Origin of the sequence: Glycomyces artemisiae (assembly GCF_003002955.1) — a bacterium.
Lineage (GTDB): Bacteria > Actinomycetota > Actinomycetes > Mycobacteriales > Micromonosporaceae > Glycomyces > Glycomyces artemisiae.
In genome coordinates, this window is the sequence record NZ_PVTJ01000002.1 from 737,510 (window position 1) to 756,365 (window position 18,856).

General features: G+C 72.8%; 13 protein-coding genes and 1 tRNA gene. 10 read left to right on the top strand and 4 right to left on the bottom strand.

Annotation, left to right across the window (positions count from 1 at the left end; translation table 11 throughout):
• Nucleotides 1-116: 116 nt before the first annotated feature.
• From B0I28_RS08005 to B0I28_RS08020, 4 genes are all read left to right on the top strand, one after another.
• Complete coding sequence (locus B0I28_RS08005; protein WP_106363246.1) at nt 117-1,853, top strand: choice-of-anchor I family protein; 1,737 nt, start codon at nt 117-119, stop codon at nt 1,851-1,853.
• A 121-nt stretch (nt 1,854-1,974) separates the two neighbouring features.
• The gene (gene cysS, locus B0I28_RS08010; protein WP_106363247.1) at nt 1,975-3,372 is read left to right on the top strand and encodes a cysteine--tRNA ligase; all 1,398 of its coding nucleotides are present in this window, start codon (nt 1,975-1,977) and stop codon (nt 3,370-3,372) included.
• 48 nt (nt 3,373-3,420) lie between these two features.
• Nucleotides 3,421-4,428, top strand: a complete 1,008-nt coding sequence (gene rlmB, locus B0I28_RS08015; RefSeq protein WP_106363248.1) for a 23S rRNA (guanosine(2251)-2'-O)-methyltransferase RlmB — start codon at nt 3,421-3,423, stop codon at nt 4,426-4,428.
• Nucleotides 4,429-4,486: 58 nt separating this feature from the next.
• Nucleotides 4,487-7,066: an Hsp70 family protein gene (locus tag B0I28_RS08020; RefSeq protein ID WP_106363249.1), complete on the top strand. Its 2,580-nt coding sequence runs from the start codon at nt 4,487-4,489 to the stop codon at nt 7,064-7,066.
• Between the two features lie 40 nt (nt 7,067-7,106).
• On the opposite strand, the gene B0I28_RS08025 is transcribed toward B0I28_RS08020, so the two are convergent.
• On the bottom strand, nt 7,107-7,931 hold the full coding sequence (locus B0I28_RS08025) for a hypothetical protein (protein ID WP_146148012.1): 825 nt from the start codon (nt 7,929-7,931) through the stop codon (nt 7,107-7,109).
• A gap of 172 nt (nt 7,932-8,103) precedes the next feature.
• On the opposite strand from B0I28_RS08025, the gene B0I28_RS08030 reads away from it, so the two are divergent.
• Nucleotides 8,104-8,176 (top strand) — tRNA-Thr (locus B0I28_RS08030).
• Between the two features lie 86 nt (nt 8,177-8,262).
• On the opposite strand, the gene B0I28_RS08035 is transcribed toward B0I28_RS08030, so the two are convergent.
• Nucleotides 8,263-10,011 (bottom strand): N-6 DNA methylase, encoded by a 1,749-nt coding sequence (locus tag B0I28_RS08035; RefSeq protein WP_106363251.1) that lies wholly within the window; start codon nt 10,009-10,011, stop codon nt 8,263-8,265.
• Nucleotides 10,012-10,141: 130 nt separating this feature from the next.
• Between B0I28_RS08035 and B0I28_RS08040 the strand changes: the two genes are divergently transcribed.
• The 3 genes from B0I28_RS08040 (at nt 10,142) to B0I28_RS08050 (ending at nt 14,609) form a co-directional block, all read left to right on the top strand.
• The gene (locus B0I28_RS08040; RefSeq protein WP_106363252.1) at nt 10,142-10,753 is read left to right on the top strand and encodes a hypothetical protein; all 612 of its coding nucleotides are present in this window, start codon (nt 10,142-10,144) and stop codon (nt 10,751-10,753) included.
• A 348-nt stretch (nt 10,754-11,101) separates the two neighbouring features.
• The gene (locus B0I28_RS08045) at nt 11,102-11,800 is read left to right on the top strand and encodes a hypothetical protein (RefSeq protein WP_106363253.1); all 699 of its coding nucleotides are present in this window, start codon (nt 11,102-11,104) and stop codon (nt 11,798-11,800) included.
• Nucleotides 11,801-11,903: 103 nt separating this feature from the next.
• Complete coding sequence (locus tag B0I28_RS08050; protein WP_106363254.1) at nt 11,904-14,609, top strand: AAA domain-containing protein; 2,706 nt, start codon at nt 11,904-11,906, stop codon at nt 14,607-14,609.
• Here B0I28_RS08050 and B0I28_RS08055 read toward each other — a convergent pair.
• Both B0I28_RS08055 and B0I28_RS08060 read right to left on the bottom strand, forming a co-directional pair.
• Nucleotides 14,606-15,358 carry a ComEA family DNA-binding protein gene (locus B0I28_RS08055; RefSeq protein ID WP_106363255.1) on the bottom strand — a complete coding sequence of 251 codons (753 nt, stop codon included), beginning with the start codon at nt 15,356-15,358 and terminating at the stop codon, nt 14,606-14,608. The two genes, B0I28_RS08050 and B0I28_RS08055, sit on opposite strands and share 4 nt — an antisense overlap.
• Nucleotides 15,313-16,752 (bottom strand): serine/threonine-protein kinase, encoded by a 1,440-nt coding sequence (locus tag B0I28_RS08060; RefSeq protein ID WP_106363256.1) that lies wholly within the window; start codon nt 16,750-16,752, stop codon nt 15,313-15,315. The genes B0I28_RS08055 and B0I28_RS08060 overlap by 46 nt, the downstream gene beginning before the upstream one ends.
• 347 nt (nt 16,753-17,099) lie before the next feature.
• On the opposite strand from B0I28_RS08060, the gene B0I28_RS08065 reads away from it, so the two are divergent.
• Together B0I28_RS08065 and B0I28_RS08070 are read left to right on the top strand one after the other, a co-directional pair.
• Nucleotides 17,100-17,729, top strand: coding sequence for a DUF4272 domain-containing protein (locus tag B0I28_RS08065; protein ID WP_181245690.1), 630 nt, complete (start codon nt 17,100-17,102; stop codon nt 17,727-17,729).
• 36 nt (nt 17,730-17,765) lie between these two features.
• Nucleotides 17,766-18,851 (top strand): adenosine deaminase, encoded by a 1,086-nt coding sequence (locus B0I28_RS08070; RefSeq protein ID WP_106363258.1) that lies wholly within the window; start codon nt 17,766-17,768, stop codon nt 18,849-18,851.
• The last annotated feature ends 5 nt before the right edge of the window (nt 18,852-18,856 follow it).

Genomic DNA, 18,856 nt, shown 5'->3' on the forward strand with positions numbered 1-18,856 from the left:
CGCCGATTCGCGACTCGCTGTTCACGCCCCGTTTCCCTTCCGCTGGGCCCCGGGTCCCCTTGCCTCGGTGGACTGGGGCCGTCACCCCCGTTCCCCCGAGAAGTCAGGAACCAGCTGTGCAGAAGCGACTGCTCGTACCCGCGCTGGCGGTCGGGCTGGCGGCGCTCGCCGTGCCCGTCCCCGCGCTGGCCCAGGAGGGCCCGGCCCTCGACCTGTCGGTCCTGGGCACCTATTCGACCGGCGCGTTCGCCGCGGGCGGGTCCGAGATCGTCACCTACGACCCCTCCACGAAGCGCGTGTTCGCGGTGAACGCCGAGGCCGGCGTGGTCGACGTCATCGACGTGTCCGACCCCGCGAACCCCGTGAAGCACGCGGAGCTCGACGCCGCCGCCGCGCTCGGCCAGGACGGCGCCACGGTCAACTCCGTGGCGGTCAGCGGCGGGACCGTCGCGGTCGCCGTCGAGGCGCCCGTGAAGACCGACCCGGGCTGGGTCGCGTTCTTCGACGCCGACGGCGCCTTCAAGGACGCGGCGCAGGTCGGCGCCCAGCCCGACTCGATCGCGTTCACCCCCGACGGGTCGAAGGCCGTCACCGCCGACGAGGGCGAACCCGACGACGACTACGCCGTCGACCCGGCCGGCACGGTCTCGATCGTCGACGCCGCCACGTACGACGTCGCCACCGCGGACTTCACCGCCTGGGACGAGGCGTCCCTCCCCGAGGGCTTCCGGGTGTTCGGGCCCGACCTCACCGGGGACGACGCCGTGCAGCGCGCGATCGAGCCCGAGTACGTCACCGTGGCCGACGACGCGACCGCGTACGTGACGCTCCAGGAGAACAACGCGATCGCCGTCGTCGACCTCGCCGCGGGCGAGGTCGCGGAGCTGCTGCCGCTCGGGTTCAAGGACCACGCCGCCGAAGGGAACGGCCTCGACGCCTCCGACAAGGACGACGAGGTGGACATCACGGCGTGGCCCGTGCAGGGCATGTACCTGCCCGACGGGATCGACAGCTTCGCCACCGGCGGCGAGACCTATCTCGTGACCGCCAACGAGGGCGACGTGCGCGAGTGGGGCGACTACTCCGAGGAGGCCCGCGTCAAGGACCTGGAGCTGTGCGACGGCGCGTTCGACGGCGCCGACCTCGACGCCCTCCAGGCCGACGAGGCCCTCGGCCGCCTCAAGGTCACCTCCACGCTCGGGCGGACCGAGGACGGCTGCTACGACGGCCTGTACTCCTTCGGCGGCCGGTCCTTCTCCATCTGGTCCGCCGACGGGGAGCTCGTCTTCGACTCCGGCGCCGAGTTCGAGGCGGTCGTCGCCGAGGCCGAGTCCGCGAACTTCAACGCCGACAACGAGGCCAACGACTTCGACGACCGCTCCGACGACAAGGGCCCCGAGCCCGAGGCCGTCGCCGTCGGCCAGGTCGGCGACGCCGTGTACGCGTTCATCGGCCTGGAGCGCCAGGGCGGCGTCATGGTCTACGACGTCACCGACCCGGTGAACGCCGTGTTCGTCGACTACGTGTCGAACCGCGACTTCACCGCCGAGCCCGCCGCGGGCGCCGGGGGCGACTCCGGGCCCGAGTCGATCGCGTTCGTCGCGGCCGCCGACTCCCCGACCGGCCGCCCCATGCTCGCGGTCGGCAACGAGGTCTCCGGCACCACGACCCTGTGGGACATCACCGGCGACGGCGTCCCCGGCGGCGGCGACCCGTCCGAGCACCCGACCGGCGACGGCGCCGGGGCGCTCCCCAGGACCGGCACCGGCGCGACCGGGCTCCTGCTCGGCCTCGCCGCGGCCCTCGCCGTCGGCGGCGGCGTCCTGGTCGCCATGCGCCGCAGGGCCGCATAACCCTCCATCGACCGCCTCCCGATGACGGCCCCCGGCACCAGCCGGGGGCCGTCCCGTTCACGCCCTTGACACGCGGCCCTCGGGGCGCTAGGCGCACGCCCGCGTTGTCTAGACTTGACGGGTGAGCCTGCGACTGTACGACACCGGCACCCGTTCGATCCGCGAATTCCAGCCCCGGAATCCCGGCCGCGTCGGCGTATACCTGTGCGGCCTCACCGTCCAGGGCCCGCCGCACATCGGGCACCTCCGCTCGGGCGTCTCCTACGACGTGCTCATCCGCTGGCTGCGCCGCTCCGGCTACGACGTCACGTACGTGCGCAACGTCACGGACGTCGACGACAAGATCCTCGTGCGCGGCGAGGAGCAGGGCCGCCCCTGGTGGGCCATCGCCTACGAGAACGAGCGCAAGCTCGCCGCCGCCTACGCCGCCCTGAACGTCGAGGCGCCCACGTACGAGCCGCGCGCCACCGGCCACGTCACGCAGATGATCGACCTCATCTCGGAGCTCATCGAGCGCGGCCACGCCTACGCCACCGACAGCGGCGACGTCTGGTTCTCCGTGTCCTCCTGGCCCGAGTACGGCCAGCTCTCCCACCGCCGCCCCGAGGACATGCTCTCCAGCCCCGAGAGCGGCCTCAAGCGCGACTCCCGCGACTTCGGCCTGTGGAAGGCCCACAAGGCGGGCGAGCCCGCCGACGCCGCCTGGACGTCCCCGTGGGGCCCCGGGCGCCCCGGCTGGCACATCGAGTGCTCCGCGATGGCCCGCCGCTACCTCGGCGACGCCTTCGACATCCACGGCGGCGGCACCGACATCATGTTCCCCCACCACGAGAACGAGCTCGCCCAGTCCCGCGCCGCCGGGCTCGGCTTCGCGAAGTACTGGGTGCACAACGGGATGCTCAACCTCTCCGGCACGAAGATGTCGAAGTCCCTGGGCAACACCCTGTCCGTCGCCGCGCTCGGCGAGAAGGGCTTCGCCCCCGCCGCGATCCGCTACTACCTCACCGGCGTCCAGTACCGGTCCGCCGTCGACTTCTCCGAGGACGCCCTCGCCGAAGCCCAGAGCGCCTGGGAGCGGCTCTCCAACTTCGTGCACCGCGCCGCCGAGGCCCTCGGCCGCGACGCCGTCATCGGCGGCGCCCTCGCCCCCGAGTTCACCGCCGCGATGGACGACGACCTGAACACGCCCGCCGCCGTCGCCGTGGTCCACGACGCCGCCCGCGAGGGCAACGCCGCCCTCGACGCCGGCGACGACGCCGCCGCGGCCCGCATCGGAGCCGCCGTCCGAGCTATGCTCGACCAGCTCGGCCTCGACCCGCTCGACCCGCAATGGGACGACCCGGGTGACGCGAAGCTCACCGGCGCCGTCGACGCGCTCGTGAAGCTCGCACTCGAACAGCGCGCCGACGCCAGGGCCCGCAAGGACTACGCGGCTGCCGACCGCATCCGCGACGACCTCGCGCACGCCGGCATCACCGTCAAGGACACCCCTCGCGGTCCCGTGTGGACCGTGGACTAGGCGACCGCCCGTCCGCAGACGACCGACACCACTGGGGAACTTGAACCGATGAGCACCAAGGGCGGGCACCCGAACCGTCGCAAGACCAGCAAGGCCGGCCCGCAGAAGGGCTCCGGCGGCCAGAAGAAGGGCCTGGCCGGGAAGGGCCGCACCCTCAAGGCCGCCGACCGCCCCTGGCACAAGGAGTACACCGGGGACGACAAGCCCCAGAAGACCCAGCGGAAGCAGTCCGCCGAGCGCGCCAAGGCCGCCGCCGAGGGCCGCACCACCAACATCGGGAAGGCCCGACCCCGCACCCAGACGAGGCGCCGCGACGACGAGCCCGAGCTCATCCTCGGCCGCAACCCCGTCCTCGAAGCGCTCCGCGCGAAGGTCCCCGCGACCGCCCTCTACGTGGCGTTCGGCACCGAGCTCGACGACCGCGTCGCCGAGTCCGTGCGCCTCGCCGGCAACCGCGACCTCCCCATCAAGGAGCTCGCCCGCCGCGACCTCGACCGCCGCACCAACAACGCCCTCCACCAGGGCATCGGCCTCCAGATCGAACCCTACGAGTACGCCGAGTTCGACGACCTCCTGGAGATCGCCAAGACCTCCGGGACCGCGCCGCTCCTGGTCGCCCTCGACGGCGTCACCGACCCGCGCAACCTCGGCGCGATCATCCGCTCCACCGCCGCGTTCGGCGGCCACGGCCTCATCATCCCGTCCAAGCGCGCCGCCTCCGTCACGGCCGTCGCCTGGCGCACCTCCGCGGGCGCCGCCGCGCGCCTCCCGGTCGCGAAGGTCGTCAACCTCACCCGCACCATCCAGGCCTGCCAGCAGGCCGGGTTCATGACCGTCGCCCTCGACGGCGGCGGCGACGTCGACGTCTTCGACCTGCCCGTCGCGACCGACCCGCTCCTCATCGTCGTCGGCGACGAGGGCAAGGGCGTCTCCCGCCTGGTCGCCGAGACCTGCGACCACCGCGCGGGCATCCCCATCAGCGGCGAGGTGGAGTCCCTGAACGCCTCCGTCGCCGCGTCCATCGCACTCGCCGAGGTCCAGCGCCAGCGCCGGTAGTGACCGCGCACTAACCTGAAACCCTCCCGCACGCCCTAGCCCCCGGAGCTGCACGACCATGCCGGCCGATTACCTGCTCAGCGTCGACCTCGGTACGTCCCACACCGTGGCCGTGGTGGTGTGGCCCGACGGCCGCACCCGCCCGCTCCTGTTCGACGGCTCCCCGGTGATGCCCTCGGCGGTGTTCCTCGACCCCGCCGGGACGCTCCACACCGGGAAGGACGCCGAGCGGCTCGCGCTCACCGCGCCCGAGCGGTTCGAGCCGAACCCGAAGCAGCGGATCTCGGACGGGACGCTCCTGCTGGGGGACAGGGAGATCCCGGTGACGGCGGCGTTCGCGGCGATCCTGTCGCGGGTCGCGCGCGCCGCGATCGAGTCGGTGGGGCGGCTCCCCGACGCGGTGCTGACGTGCCCGGCGGCGTGGTCGGAGCAGCGGCGCGGGGCCCTGCACGACGCGGCCGCGCAGGCCGGGTACCGGCCGGTGAAGATCCTCACCGAGCCCGTCGCGGCCGCGCACTACTACACGTCGCGCCTGTCGCACCAGGTGCAGGCCGGGCAGCCCCTCGCGGTGTTCGACTTCGGCGGCGGGACGCTCGACATCGCGGTCCTGGAGCGCCGCCCCGACGGCTCGTTCGGGGTGCTCGCCGACGGCGGCCTGCCCGACCTGGGCGGCCTCGACTTCGACGCGGCCCTCGTGGCGCACATCGGCGAGACGGTGAAGCAGCGCGAGCCGGAGATCTGGAAGCGCCTGGAGAACCCGAACGGCGCCAGCGAGCTGCGCAACCGGCGCGAGCTGTGGGAGGAGGTGCGCGGCGCGAAGGAGATGCTGTCGCGGTCCTCCGTGGCGCCGGTGACGGTGCCGGACATGGCGCAGTCGCTGCACCTGACGCGCGGCGAGCTCGACCAGATCTCGCGGCCGCTGCTGTCGCGCGCGGTCGGCGAGACCCAGCGGGTCCTCGCTCTGACGGGGCGGCGCCCCGAGCAGCTGGCGGGCCTGTTCCTGGTCGGCGGGTCCTCGCGGATGCCCATGGTGTCCAAGATGCTCCATGAGGGACTCGGGATCGCGCCGACGGTCCTGGAGCAGCCGGAGCTGCCCGTCTCGGAGGGCGCGGCCCTCGCGCTGACCGCGACCGTCCCGGTCACGCCGCCGGCGGCGGTGACGTCGCCGCCCGCGAACCCGACGGCCCCGTCGCTGGGCCTGCCGCCCATGACCCCCGCCTCTGACGAGACGGTCCTGCTGCGCCGCAACGGGGGCGCGCCGCTGCCGCCGCCGCGGCGCGGCACCGTCCACACCGCCCGCCGTGTCCCTCCGAAGTGGATCGCCATCGGCGTCGCGGCGGTGGTGCTCGTCGCGGCCGTGGCGATCGGCGCGTGGTGGCTGCTGAACCCGTACAAGCAGCGCCCGTTCGCCGACGCCCTCACCGAGGTCGCGCCCGCGACCGCGATCAGCGGCGAGCTCGACGACGGCGTCTACGAGGTCCGCTCCCGCGGCGACCGCTCGGTGTTCTTCTACACCACCGCGTCCGACGACGAGTCCGGGCAGGAGCTGCACGTCCGGGCGCTCTCCAACGAGACCGGCGACGCCGTGTGGTCCCAGGACCAGGTGTTGGAGGGCGACGGCTGGAACAACTCGTACTTCCTCTCGGACGAGCTCCTGGCGTTCTCCCAGGAGGTCGAGACCGGGGAGTACAAGTTCGTGTTCCTCGACCCCGGCACCGGGGAGGTGCGCAACACCCAGACCAGCGCGAGCCGCAACGCCGCCCGCTCCGGCGACCTCCTCGTCATCGGCCCGGAGGCCGACGCGGGCGCCGGCTTCAAGGTCTTCGACGGCGACGGCGAGCGCGTCGCCGAGTGGACCGCGGGCACCGAGGACGCGACGGTCGCCGACTGGAGCCTCAACTGGGTCCCCGAGGACATCGCGAACCCGACCGAGCCGTCGAACGGCGACGGCCGCCTGTGGGCGGTCACGAGCGACAACGTGCTGCACGTCTACGACGCCGAGTCCGGCGAGGTGATCGTGCAGCGCGAGATCGAGACCGCCGAGGACCTGTACTACGCGTGGGACGGGAAGCTGTACGTGGCCGCCGACAAGGAGACCGGCTACGAGCTGAACGTGTACGGCCTCGACGACCTCAAGCAGCTCGATTCGCAGTTCATCGAGTCCGGCGACGTCGGCCCCGCCGACATGACCGACTGCGGCGAGGCCCTCGTGTGCGTGGCCGAAGCGGTCGAGGACCAGACCGACGTCTACCACTGGCGGGTCTACGACGCCGACGCCGAGGAGATCGCCCACGAGTTCGACGACCAGGAGTACGGCTGGATCGAGCCGCTCGGGGACCGGCTCCTCGTGGAGTACTACGCGGGCGACTCGAAGCGGACCCAGATCTACGACAAGGGATTCGACACGGTCAACAACTCCCTTGAGGAGACTTTCGCCCCGATCGACGGCGGCTCGGCCCTCGCCTGGCCCGCCCGGTCGACGTTCGGCACGGTCACCGGCGGCGTCACCGGCCTGGGCCGCGACGGCTCGCGCGCGGAGCTGAGCACCGATCTGGAGCTGTACGCCTGCGACGCAACGGATACGCGCCTCGCGTGCATCCTCCCCGACGGCCTCCAGGTGTTCTCCTTCCGCGACTAGCGCCGCCGCCGCACCCACACCGCCGTCCGCGCCTTCGGGCTCAGGTAGCGGGGCGGCACCAGGACTTCGTCTCGGGCTTCAGCAGCGCCCACAGGAACACCAGCGGGAGCAGTGCCAGCACGGCCGGAAGCGCCCACGGCCCGCCGCCGACCGCGGACGCCACCGCGGCGGCGGCGAGCCACAGGACGTAGATCCCCGACAGCCCGACGGTCCCGAGCCATCCCCACCTGCGGCGGCCGGTCATCCCGGCGTTCAGCACGGCGTGGACGACCGCCGCCGCGACCAGCACCAGGCCGAGCCGGTCCGCGCCCTCTTCGGCGAGGACGGCGCGGGTCCCCGTCTGCAACGCGAACACGACTGCGGCCCACAGCATCACGAGCTCCGCGACCACCAGGAACGGCGGCTCCTCCCGCTCGCCGATCCGCGGGCTGTGGCAGCCGGACTCCCGGTCGCACCACCGCTGCGACGGCGGCAGCGCCAGCAGGACCAGCAGCGCCGCGAGCACGAACGTCCCCGCCAGGCCCGTCCCGAACGTCAGCCCCGCGCGGGTCGCCAGCGCCGTCGCCAGGAGCGTCGCGCTCACGATCACCACCGACCGCCGCGCCCAGTCCCGGCCGGTCCAGACCTTCACGGCCGCAAGCCCGATCGCGAACGCGACCACCAGGAACAGGAGCGGCTCGACGAACGCCAGCGCACTCGCCGAGCCGCTGAACCGGGTCGAGACCCGGAACGCCGTCATCACGGCCGAGACGGCCACCAGCCATCCCATGGCCGCGACCATGAACCACAGCAGGACGACCGCCGCCGTCACGGGTAGGGGCGCGCGGGGGCGGGCCGAAATGGAGGATTGCTCAGGGGTAGCCATTTGCCCAGTTTATGCGCCGGTCGTCGGTTCGCCGGACATAGACGGAACGCTGCACTCCTGGCGCCGCGTGGGCCGGGTGCGGCCGGTGGGACCGCTGCGGCTCCGGGGGTCCCGGGCCGGTATACCGGTCGGTTAGAATCGAACCGTCTCGCTGGGAGAACGGCGCAGGCAGGCCGCTGTAGCTTTAACGGTAGAGCAACTGTCTTGTAAACAGTAGGTTGCGGGTTCGAATCCTGTCAGCGGCTCAACGATGCGGCAAGACCGCAGGTGGCAAGGCATGCAGACATGGCAACGGCCGGGTATTCGCCCGGCCGTTGCGCATTCATCGCCCTCAATCCTCGACTTTCACTGCGCCCGACACGAGTCCCGCCGCGGCTTCGGCGGCGAGGGTTTCGGCCTGCTGCCCGGCCTCGGCGAGCGCCGAGCGGAGCGCTTCGAGGCGCGCGAACGCGGCCCCCCGCCGCTGCTGCTCCGCGAGCGTGAGGCGGGGGATCTTCACGGACAGGATGCGGCGCTTGGCGCCCGTGGCGGTGCGCTTCGACGCCGCGGGGAGCCGCGCCGACAGGGCCGCGGCGATCCACGCCAAGTCGACTGTGGGCTCGCACGAGACGGTCCACTGGATCTCGGTCGCCTCGCCGCGCAGGCCGATGCGCACCGGCGGCTCGCCGACCGGGTCGACGATGACGCAGCGCGGGCCGGCCGGCTCCTCGCCGGGGACCAGCGTGCCCGGGGCGACGACCAGGTGGCCGTCGCGTTCGAGGTCGCCGAGGCTCGTCTCGGGGGCCGATTCCTCTGCGCCGCCGGTGAACCGGGGGAGTTCCTGCCCGGCGACGGCCTGCAGCCGCGACGCCATGCGCGCGACCGCGTCGGCGAGGTCGTCGGCGCCGCCGGGGGTGCTGGCGAGGTAGACCGCGGGGGAGACGTCGACGTCCTCGTCCCACAGGCGCATGAGGGGGACGGTGACCGAGTCGGGGGTGGCGATCGGCGCGTCGGGGGCGGCGGTGAAGTTCAGCCAGGCTTCGCGGAAGTCGCGGCCGTTGGAGACGAGGAGCTGGGTGGTCTCGCCGCGGGGGGTGAGGATCCAGATGTGCGCCTTGGCTTCGGGAGAGTCGACGACGGCGCGGAGCGCACCCCAGCGCAGCAGCTCGGAGCGGATGCGCCTGCCCGAGCGGCGGTGGGCGACCTGCGCGGGCATGCGCACGACCGCGTGTCCGCCGGGCGCGAGGAGCGCGGTGCAGTGGAGCGCCCACGCGAGCTCGGGTTCGGTGCGCGGCGGGGTGCCGTAGGCCAGGCGGGGGTCGTCGCCGTCGGGGAGGCGGTCGTAGCCCCAGTCCTTGACGTTGAACGGCGGGTCGCACACGACCAGGTCGTAGCGGTCCTCGGGGAGCGCGGAGAGCAGCGAGTCGCCGGTGCGCGTGCCGATCCGGGCGCCTTCGTCGCCGCCGGTGCGGAACTTGCCGTCGAGGAGGCGCAGGCGCTTGGCGGCGATGGCGGCGCGGGGGCCGGAGAGGTCCTGGCCGTCGAGCGCTCTGCACGGGCCGATCTTCGCGGCGACGGCGGCGAGGAGGTCGCCTTCGTCGCACGCCGGGTCGTAGACGGTCTTCCCGATGCGCTCGTGCGTGTGCTCGCCGCTGACGGCCGCGGCGATGTCGGCGAGCGGCGCGATCCCCGGGGGGACGCCGATCCCGGCGGCCTCGCGGGCGCGCTCGATGAAGAACTCGAAGAGGTCGGAGGCGGGGGCGTCGGCGGTGAGGGCCTTGACTTCGGCGGCGGGTTCGCCGTCGCCGCCGAAGGCCGCGGCGACCGCTTCGAGCGCGGCCTCCGCGGTCGGGTGGGCCGCGGCGAGGCGGAACCAGAGGCGGTCGGCGCCGGTGACCTGGAGTTCCCGGCCGTGGGCCAGGGCCCAGGACTCCAAGGCGGACAAGGAGAAGCGGGGGCGGCGGGCGGAGTCGTCCACGGGCGCGGGGAAGTCGGGCTCTCGGCGCCGCCAGTTGCTGACGGCGTTGCGTCCGACCGAGGCCAGGCGGGCCAGATCGGTCAACGTGATGGTCTCGCCTGGGCCGGCGTCACGGGAGGTCATGCGGGCTCCTGTCTTGATTTATCGAATCGTAACCCACCCCGCGTTGCGGAGGCTCGACACAGTCTACTAGTCTCGTGAAGTAACTTCACAAGCTTCCATCAACGATCGACACCCCACGGAAGGTTTTCCCATGAACATCGAATTCCCCGAGATCTCGAAGCGCCTCCTCGCCCTCAGCGGCGCGACCCTGATCGGCCTCGCGGCCCTGTCCGCGTGCGGCACCGGGGACGACACCACCGGCGGCGGCAGCGACGACACCGGCTCGGACACGACCACCGCCGCCGAAGAGGCCGCGGAAGAGGACACCGCCACCGGCGACGGCCTCAGCCCCGAGGCCCCGCTCCCCGCGGGCTCCACCGTCGAGATCGGCGACTGGACCCTCTCCGTCGGCGACGTCCAGCTGGACGCGACCGACGCGATCATGGCCGAGAACGAGTTCAACACGCCCCCGGCGGACGGCAACGCGCTCGCCATGTTCACCGTCGACGGCACCTACAACGGCGCCGAGACCGGCACGCTGTGGCTCGACGCGACCGTCGGCATCTGGGCCGACGGCGTCATGTCCGAGACCTGCACCAACGTCGTGCCCAACGACATCATCGACGCCACCGAGGTCACCGCGGGCGGCACGTCGAGCGGCGCGACCTGCGCCGAGATCCCGGCCGACGCCGAGCAGACCCTCATCTACGTCGAGGACGTCTGGTCCCTCGACGGCACGGTCTACTACATCGAGATCGGCTAGCACCCTCCCCGGCCCCGCGCCGGGGACCCACGGACCGGAGGGCGCGGAGACCATTGGGCGGAACCCGCGTCCTCCTTTTCGATCCTCAAGGGACGCAACCGGATCGGGCGATACGGGGAAGAACCCTTCCAATCGGGCGTTCGAGCTTGATCGAATCGCAACCTGGTGATCCCGGTCATGCGACCCGGCCCACGCTTCCTGCGGAACTGTGAAAGCGCAGGTCACGGACGTGTGAATGCACTCGGTCACCGGCTGCGCCGCAACAGTAGTCGCCGCCGCCGCATATCTTCACGCTGAACTCAGGAGCACCGTTCGACCCGAGACGCGGTGCCGCACAGAAAGCAGCCAATGAACACGAACTTCGGTCCCTTCCGCCGCCTCCTCGCCGTCGGCGGCGTCGCCTTCGCCGGCGCCATCGCCCTGACCGGCTGCGGCATCCTCGACGCCGCCTCCGACGACTCCGAGGGCACCGACGTCAGCGGCGAGCAGTTCGACGCCGCCGCCGACGCGGCCGCGGGCGACTGCCTGCCCTACGAGGTTCTCAGCGACGACGCCTCGACCTTCGCGATCGACTGCTCGGGCGAGGACGCGTTCTGGACCATCACCTCGATCACCGCCGACCCGGGCCTGACGGCCACCGGCGGCGACCTCACCGACACCCAGGCCGTCTACGACGCCTGCGGCGAGGAGAACGGCGCGTTCATCCCCGGCCAGCCGTGGACCGACTGGAACATGATCTACGACCAGACCACCGGCAACGTCGACTACCTCTTCTGCATCGAGGCCATCGACAAGCCCAACGCCGAGGGCAAGACCCCGGTCACCCCGAACACCGGCGACTGCATGTCCAGCAGCGACGTCGAGTGGTTCACGCTCGACTGCGCCGACGCCGCCGCCGACACCACTGTCACCGAAGCGATCGCGTTCGACGCCGCCGACTGGGCCGCCCCCGACGTCGACTCGGCCATCGCCTCCTGCCCGGGCAGCTACTACGAGGTCACCGACCTCGCCGGAGTCCGCACCACCGCGGTCCTCTGCGTCGAGTAGCAAGCACGTCGTTCGATAGCAGGGCCTGAACCGGCCCCGGGGCGCCTCCCGCCCCGGGGCCTTTCGCTGCGCCCCACCGGCCGCACGGCCGTACACTGCCGCCATGAGCCCTGCCCGCATCCTCACCGCGCTCTCCGCCCTCGCGCCCGTCAACAAGGCCACCGCCGCCGCCGACTCCGACGAGATCGGCCAGAAGTCCGCCTGGACCGGCAGCCTCACCACCGTCGCGGGCGCCGCCGACCTCGCCGCGCACGACGAGCTCCACCGCGACGAGCGCCTCCTGCGGCAGGGCTGGGGCATCGTCACCGGGATGCACCGCGTCGACGGGAAGCGCCGCCGCGTCGCCGTCCCCCTCGTCACCCGGCCCGTGCGCCTCGAAGTCGCCCAGACCGAGCCCTTCGACCACAAGATCGTCCCCGCGGGCGACATCGCCGTCCACCCCAAGCTCGCCGGCACCGAGCACGCCGCGCGCCTCGCCGCCGTCCTCAGCCCCGAGCGCGCCGGCGGCGACCTCGCCGACCCCAGCTGGCTCCTCGCCGCCGCCACCGCCGCCGGGTACGCCGTCAACGCCGTCACCCACCGGCCCGACCCCGAAGGCGCCCAACCGGTCGTCCTCGCCCGGTCCGTCGTCTACGTCTCCGGCCCCCGCACCGAGTCCGGCCCCATCGGCCAGGCCCTCCTCGACTGGTCCGAACGCCCCGGCCTCGAAGCGACCGCGCTCGCCGCCGTGTACGCCGCGACCGACGCCCCCGAACCCGAGACCGGCGAGGTCCGCTCCCCCCTGCCGCTCAACCTCGAACAGGCCGCCGCGGTCCGCAGCTCCCGCACCGCCCCTGTCACCGTCGTCGCCGGCGCCCCCGGCTGCGGCAAGAGCCACACCCTCGCCGCCATCGCCCTCGACGCCGTCGCCCGCGGCCAGTCCGTCCTCATCGCCACCCAGTCCGTGTTCGCCGCCGACGTCCTCGCCGGACTCCTCGCCCGCCACCCGGGGCCCGACCCGGTCATGTTCGGCGACACCGAACGCAGCGGCACGGCCGCGTTCGCCGACCGCAAGCCCGTCCTCAAAGCCGAAGCCGCCCTCGCCCGCCGCCGCGCCGACGAGACCCTCCAGATGCTCGAACGCGTCGAGCACGCCATCTCGATCCGCCTCGACATGGAGCGCCGCCGCCTCCGCGGCCTCGACGCCCCCGTGTTCCTCCTCGACGACTACCCGGGCCTGCGCGAAGCCGACCCCGACGCCGTCGCGGCCGCCGCCGCGGGCACCCGCGGCCAAGGCGGCTGGCCCTGGACCCGCTGGCGCAGACGCAAGGCCCGCAAGGAACTCCAGCGCCTCACCGGCACCGACACCGACTCGGCCGCACTCCAGCAGGCCCTCGAAGTCGTCCGCGACGTCCAAGCCATGACCCGCCTCGCCGCCGAAGGCGGCCTGCGCCTCGAACCCCTGTGGCGCAGCCTCGAACAGGCCGACCGCGACGCCGCCGACGCCGCCGGGAACGCCCTGCGCGCCGCCGCCCCCGCCGGGCATCGCTCCGGCGCCGCCCGCCGCATCGCCGAACTCCAAGCCTCCCAAGGCGACCGGTCGAGGCGCCGCGGCGCCATGGAGCACCTCGCCCCGCTCCTCAAAGCCGCGCCCCTGTGGATCGGCACCGTCGCCGACGTCGAAGCGCTCCTGCCGCCCGAAGCCGCCATGTTCGACCTCGTCATCATCGACGAAGCGAGCCACGTCAACCAGCTGCGCGCCGCCCCGGTCCTGGCCCGCGCCCGCCGCGCCGTCGTCGCCGGGGACCCCCGCCAGCTCAAGTTCGTGTCCTTCGCCTCCGACGCGCGCCTCCACGAAGTCCTCGAACGCCACGGCCTCACCGACCTCCAGGCCCGCCTCGACACCGGCCGCGTCAGCCTCTACGACCTCGCCTGCGGCGCCGGGCCCGTCATCGAGCTCACCGAGCACCACCGCAGCGTCCCCCACCTCATCGGGTTCTCCTCCGCCAAGTTCTACGGCGGCCGCGTGCGCCCCATGACCGCCCACCCGCGCGTCCAGGAGACCGACGCCATCACCGTCCACCACACGCCCGCCGACGCCGCAGACGAGCACGGCGTGGTCGCCGCCGAAGCCGAACGCGCCGTTGAACTCCTCGCCGAACTCGTCGCCGCGGGGGACCGCGGCCTCGCCGTCCTCTCCCCGTTCCGCGCCCAAGCGGAGGTCATCGAGGCCGCCATCATGAAGCGCTTCGACCTCGAAGCCATCCGCGCGCACCGCATCCGCACCGGCACCGTCCACGCCTTCCAAGGCTCCGAGTCCGAGACCGTCATCGCCTCCCTCGGCGTCGCCCCCGGCGACCCCGCCGGGCGCAAACGCTTCCTCTCCGGCGCGAACCTGTTCAACGTCATGGTCACCCGCGCCCGCGAGCACCTCCACGTCGTCACCGCCCTCGCCGACCCCGGCGGCCTCGTAGGGGAGTTCCTCGACTACGCCGACCGCGCCCCCAGCCCCGTCATCGGCGACGGCGCCCCCAAAGGCGACGGAAGCGAGTGGCCCGTCAAACTCGCCGACGCGCTCTCCGGCGCCGACGCCGCCGTCAGGGCCGGATACCCCGTGGGGCACTGGAAGATCGACCTCGTCGTCGGCGAAGGGGACGCCGCGTTCGGCGTCGTCTGCGCCGTCCACCCCGACGGCCCCCGCGCCCACCTCGACCGCCACCGCGCCCTGAGACGCGCCGGATGGCGCCTCGTCGACGCGTTCCCGTCCACGTACGCCGACGACGCCTCGCGCGCCGCCGTCGCGGTCCTCGCGGAACTCGGCCGCTCCTAGGGAATGAAGACGCAGTACTCGCGCAGGTGATGCTCGAACGTCGGGCTGATCTCGATCACCAGCATCACCTCGCCGAGGCTCGCGAACGGCCCTGAGCGCTCCACCCACTCCAGGATCTGGCGGGCGCTGCGCTCGGTCACCCCCGGCAGCGACGTGAGCACGTGCAGCGGCGCGTGGTTCACGTCCACCAGGCCCCCGTCGTCGAACTGCCGCGGCAGGTCCGGCCGCCCGATCGCCAGCCGCTTCGCGAGCATCGGGTCCGCCTGCGCCGTCCGCCGCGCCTGCTCCCGCAGCTTCCGGGTCCGGTCCAGCACCTCCGCGTTCGACAAGTGCGCAACCGGGACCTGCGGGCGCGCGGGCGCGGCCCACACCTTCGAGCGGATCACCAGCAGCTGCGCGGTCGCGCCGATCGAGGTGATGCAGATCGACACGGTGAACAGCGTGTTCACCCAGTCCGGGGCCGGGTACTCGTACGCGCCGAGCACTCCGCAGCCCGCGATGATCAACGCGGAGTAGAGGATCAGCGCGGCCACCGTCAGGTTGTCGCGGCGCCGGCCCATCGCGATGCCGAACGACACCGGTGCGGCGAACCCGCACGTGAGCAGGGGCGCGAACGCCCACAGGTACGTCCCGACCCGCCCGAGGCGGTACCGGGTCTGCTGCTTCCTGTGGTCGATCGGCGGAGCGTAGGGACCGGGGGCGGTCATCGAGGAGGACTCCCAGGCGAGGCGGAGGGCTGCGACGGCCACCCCGGACCCGCCTGGGGCGGCACGGACCAGGCCCGCAGCAGCCGTTCGGCTTCGATGGTATCGGCATCGTCCGGGCCGAGCGCCGCCGCCATCTCCGGGACGAGCCCGGCCAGGCGCCGGTGCGCCTCCGGACCCGAGCCGACCGCCGCGAGCATGTCGACCTCGACCCGCCGCGACCTGAGCACCGGCCGGGCCCGCTCGCCCAGGAGCCGCCGCTGCCGCTCGATGACGCTGGACAGGCCCGCCAGCGCGCTGGCCGCGTTCCCCATGGCCGCAAGGCACTGCGCGGCCCGCACCTGGCAGTGCAGCGCCAGCGCCGGGTCGGGTGTCTCGGAATCCTTTGCGAGGGAACGGAACACGCGAAGCGCCGTGTTGTAGTCGCCTGCGCCGTAGGCCAGGTCGGCTTCGGCGATGCGCTCGGCGCTCCGGTCGGGCGCGGGGGCGGCCGCGAGCTTCGCGGCCTCCGCGGCGACGCGCGCGGGCGCGAGCGGGGCCCGGAACGGCCAGGTCGGGTCGCCGCAGTCGCGGATCGGGGCCTCCGAGACCGGTGCCGTCGCAAGGAGTTCGGCGAGCCGCAGGTACACGGCGGCGGCGTCGGAGCCGCGGTCGGCGGGCTCCTTCGACAGGAGCCGGGAGACGAGGCCGTCGAGCCCGGTCGGCATGTCGGGGCGCCGGCGCCTGACGGGTTCGGGCAGTTCCTTCAGGTGCGCGGTCTGGACCTCGTAGGCGGAGCCGCGGTCGGCGAACAGCCGTTCGCCCGTGGACATCTCGTAGAGGAGCGCGCCGAGGGCGTACAGGTCGGCGGCGGGCCCGGCGGGCTGGGCGCGGATCTGCTCGGGGGCCATGTAGTTGAGGGTGCCGGGCTTGTCGCCGGTGGCGGTGAGGCGGGCGGCGCCCGCGTCGAGGACGGCGGCGATGCCGAAGTCGACGACGTGGACGAGGCCCTGGGGTCCGACGATGATGTTGGCGGGCTTGAGGTCGCGGTGGATGACCTGCTTGGCGTGGGCGGCTTCGAGGACGGAGGCGAGCTGGGCGCCGACGGCGAGGGTCCAGTCGGCGGGGAGGGGCCCGGCCTCGTCGAGGAGGTCGCGGAGGTTGAGGCCGGGCAGGTAGGCCATGGCGAGGAACAGCTCGCCGGAGTCCTCGTCGAGGCCTGCGTCGAAGATCGCGGGGACGCCGGGGTGCCCGATCTGGGCGGTGACGCGGGCTTCGCGGCGGAAGCGGGCGGCGGCCTCGTACCGCTGGGGGCCGTCCAGGAGGTCGGGTTTGACGAGCTTGACGGCGATCTCGCGGTCGAGCCGCTGGTCGACGGCCTGCCATACGCGGCCCATGCCGCCCGCGCCGATGGGGCGGACCAGTTGGTACCGGTCCGCGACGACTTGGAGGCTGCTCACGTTCCAAGTCTGCCCGGCGACGGGCGTTACATGGAGGCCGGGCCGTCCCCAGGCCCTACCCGCGAGTAGCCCTGGTTCGTACAGGTGTCAGATGGTAGCTGTCACATGGCGTTCAAAGCGCCCCACCGGACACTTGCGACTCGCGGCGGGGCGAGTGAAACACCTGCGTAACACGTGTATGGAACCTGTACTAATTCCGTGGCCCACGTTGACTCGGGCGTGTGTCGGACGCTACAGTTCTTCACAACCACCCCCACCGAGTGAATGCGCACTCACCCCCACAGGTGAACCCCAACGTGGTAGGGAGCCCCATGCCGACGGTGACCTCAGATCCCCGGACCCTTCGTATGCGCACTGTGGACGGCTTCAGTGCCCTCGGCATACCCGCGCCGCCCGCGCAGTTCCCGCTCCCGTTCCCCGAGGGGCGGCTCCCGCGGCTGCGGCCGCGGGGCCACGTGGAGGCCCGCGCCGCGATCCTGAACATCGTGCAGGCCAGGGTCTTCGACATGCCCGAGGAGCTCGCGATGCGCTGGCTGCTCGACGCGCACGTCCTCGACCACCTCGCCCCCGACGAGTGGGGGTTCATCGCCTGCGGCCGGGGCGACCGCGCCCGGTACGCCGACCAGCTGGAGAGCCTGTACACGGTCTCGTGGCTGCTCGGCCTCGTCGACCACCTCGACCCGGGCGTCCCCTGCTCCGAGGAGCTCCCCGAGCTGCTCCCGGACCTGCGCCGCCCCGAGTCCTTCGGCGCGTGGCGCGACCGGCAGCTCACGCCCACCAGGGATCCGGGCGTCGTGGCCGAGATGCTCGACTTCTACTACTGCCTCGACTGGGTCTGCGACCAGGCCCGCCGCTCCGGCCAGCCGATGCCCCGCGGCGTCGACGACAACCTGGTGTGGCACCGCCGCTGGGCCCTCGAATGGGCCCTGGTCCTCGACGGCGAGCGCCCCGTCCACTGGGACGAAGTTCGCCTGTGAGGCGGGCCCGCGAACGCGGCTGACTATATTCATGGGATGAATCAAGCTCTCTCCCACGACGAACTGCGCGCGGCCCCCAAGGTCGTGCTCCACGAGCACCTCGACGGCGGCGTGCGCCCCCAGACGCTCATCGAGATCGCCGACGAGATCGGCCACGAGCTGCCCGCGACCGAGGCCGGGGCGCTCGGCGACTGGTTCTTCGAGGCCGCCGACTCCGGCACGCTCGCGCGGTATCTGGAGACCTTCGACCACACGATCGCCGTGTCCCAGACCGCCGAGCACTGCTTCCGCATCGCCTCCGAGGCCGCGCAGGACCTCGCCGCCGACGGCGTCGTCTACGCCGAGATCCGGTACGCCCCCGAGCAGCAGCTCACCGGCGGCCTCTCACTCGAAGCGGTCGTCGAGGCCACCCTCGCCGGGTTCGAGGAGGGCGAGCGCCTCGCCGAGAAGGCCGGGAACCCGATCAAGGCCCGCACGATCCTCTGCGGGATGCGCCACGCGAACCGCACCCTGGAGATCGCGAAGCTCGCGACCGCCTACCGCGACAAGGGCGTCGTCGGCTTCGACATCGCCGGAGGCGAGATCGGCAACCCCGCCGAGGCCCACGTCGAGGCCTTCGACTACCTGCGCCGCGAGAACATGCCGTTCACGATCCACGCGGGCGAGTCCGCAGGCCCCGAGTCGATCTGGGGCGCCGTCTCGGTCTGCGGCGCGAACCGCATCGGCCACGGCGTGCAGCTCATCAAGGACATCGACCTCACCGGCGACGACGCGAAGCTCTCGAACCTCGCGCACTACATCCGCGACCGCCGCATCGCGCTCGAAGTGTGCCCGTCCTCGAACCTCCAGACCGAGGGCGCCGAGTCCATCGAGACGCACCCGATCAAGGACCTCTTCGACCTCGGCTTCCGCGTCACCGTCAACAACGACAACCGCCTCATGAGCCGCACCCACACCTCCCGCGAGTTCCAGCTCCTGTCGGAGACCTTCGGGTGGGGCTGGGCCGAGGTCCGCAAGTGCACCGAGAACGCCGTCAAGGCCTCGTTCCTGCACTACCCGGAGCGCCGCGAGCTGCTCGAAGCGGTCGTCCGACCCGCCTACGCGGCGCTGGAATCCGCATAGGAGTC

Bases quoted from the DNA above. Each gene is read 5' to 3' on its own strand.
- rlmB (WP_106363248.1), top strand. From the start codon at position 3,421: ATGAGCACCAAGGGCGGGCACCCGAACCGTCGCAAGACCAGCAAGGCC.
- B0I28_RS08020 (WP_106363249.1), top strand. From the start codon at position 4,487: ATGCCGGCCGATTACCTGCTCAGCGTCGACCTCGGTACGTCCCACACC.
- B0I28_RS08025 (WP_146148012.1), bottom strand. From the start codon at position 7,931: ATGGCTACCCCTGAGCAATCCTCCATTTCGGCCCGCCCCCGCGCGCCC.
- B0I28_RS08035 (WP_106363251.1), bottom strand. From the start codon at position 10,011: ATGACCTCCCGTGACGCCGGCCCAGGCGAGACCATCACGTTGACCGAT.
- B0I28_RS08040 (WP_106363252.1), top strand. From the start codon at position 10,142: ATGAACATCGAATTCCCCGAGATCTCGAAGCGCCTCCTCGCCCTCAGC.
- B0I28_RS08045 (WP_106363253.1), top strand. From the start codon at position 11,102: ATGAACACGAACTTCGGTCCCTTCCGCCGCCTCCTCGCCGTCGGCGGC.
- B0I28_RS08050 (WP_106363254.1), top strand. From the start codon at position 11,904: ATGAGCCCTGCCCGCATCCTCACCGCGCTCTCCGCCCTCGCGCCCGTC.
- B0I28_RS08065 (WP_181245690.1), top strand. From the start codon at position 17,100: ATGCGCACTGTGGACGGCTTCAGTGCCCTCGGCATACCCGCGCCGCCC.
- B0I28_RS08070 (WP_106363258.1), top strand. From the start codon at position 17,766: ATGAATCAAGCTCTCTCCCACGACGAACTGCGCGCGGCCCCCAAGGTC.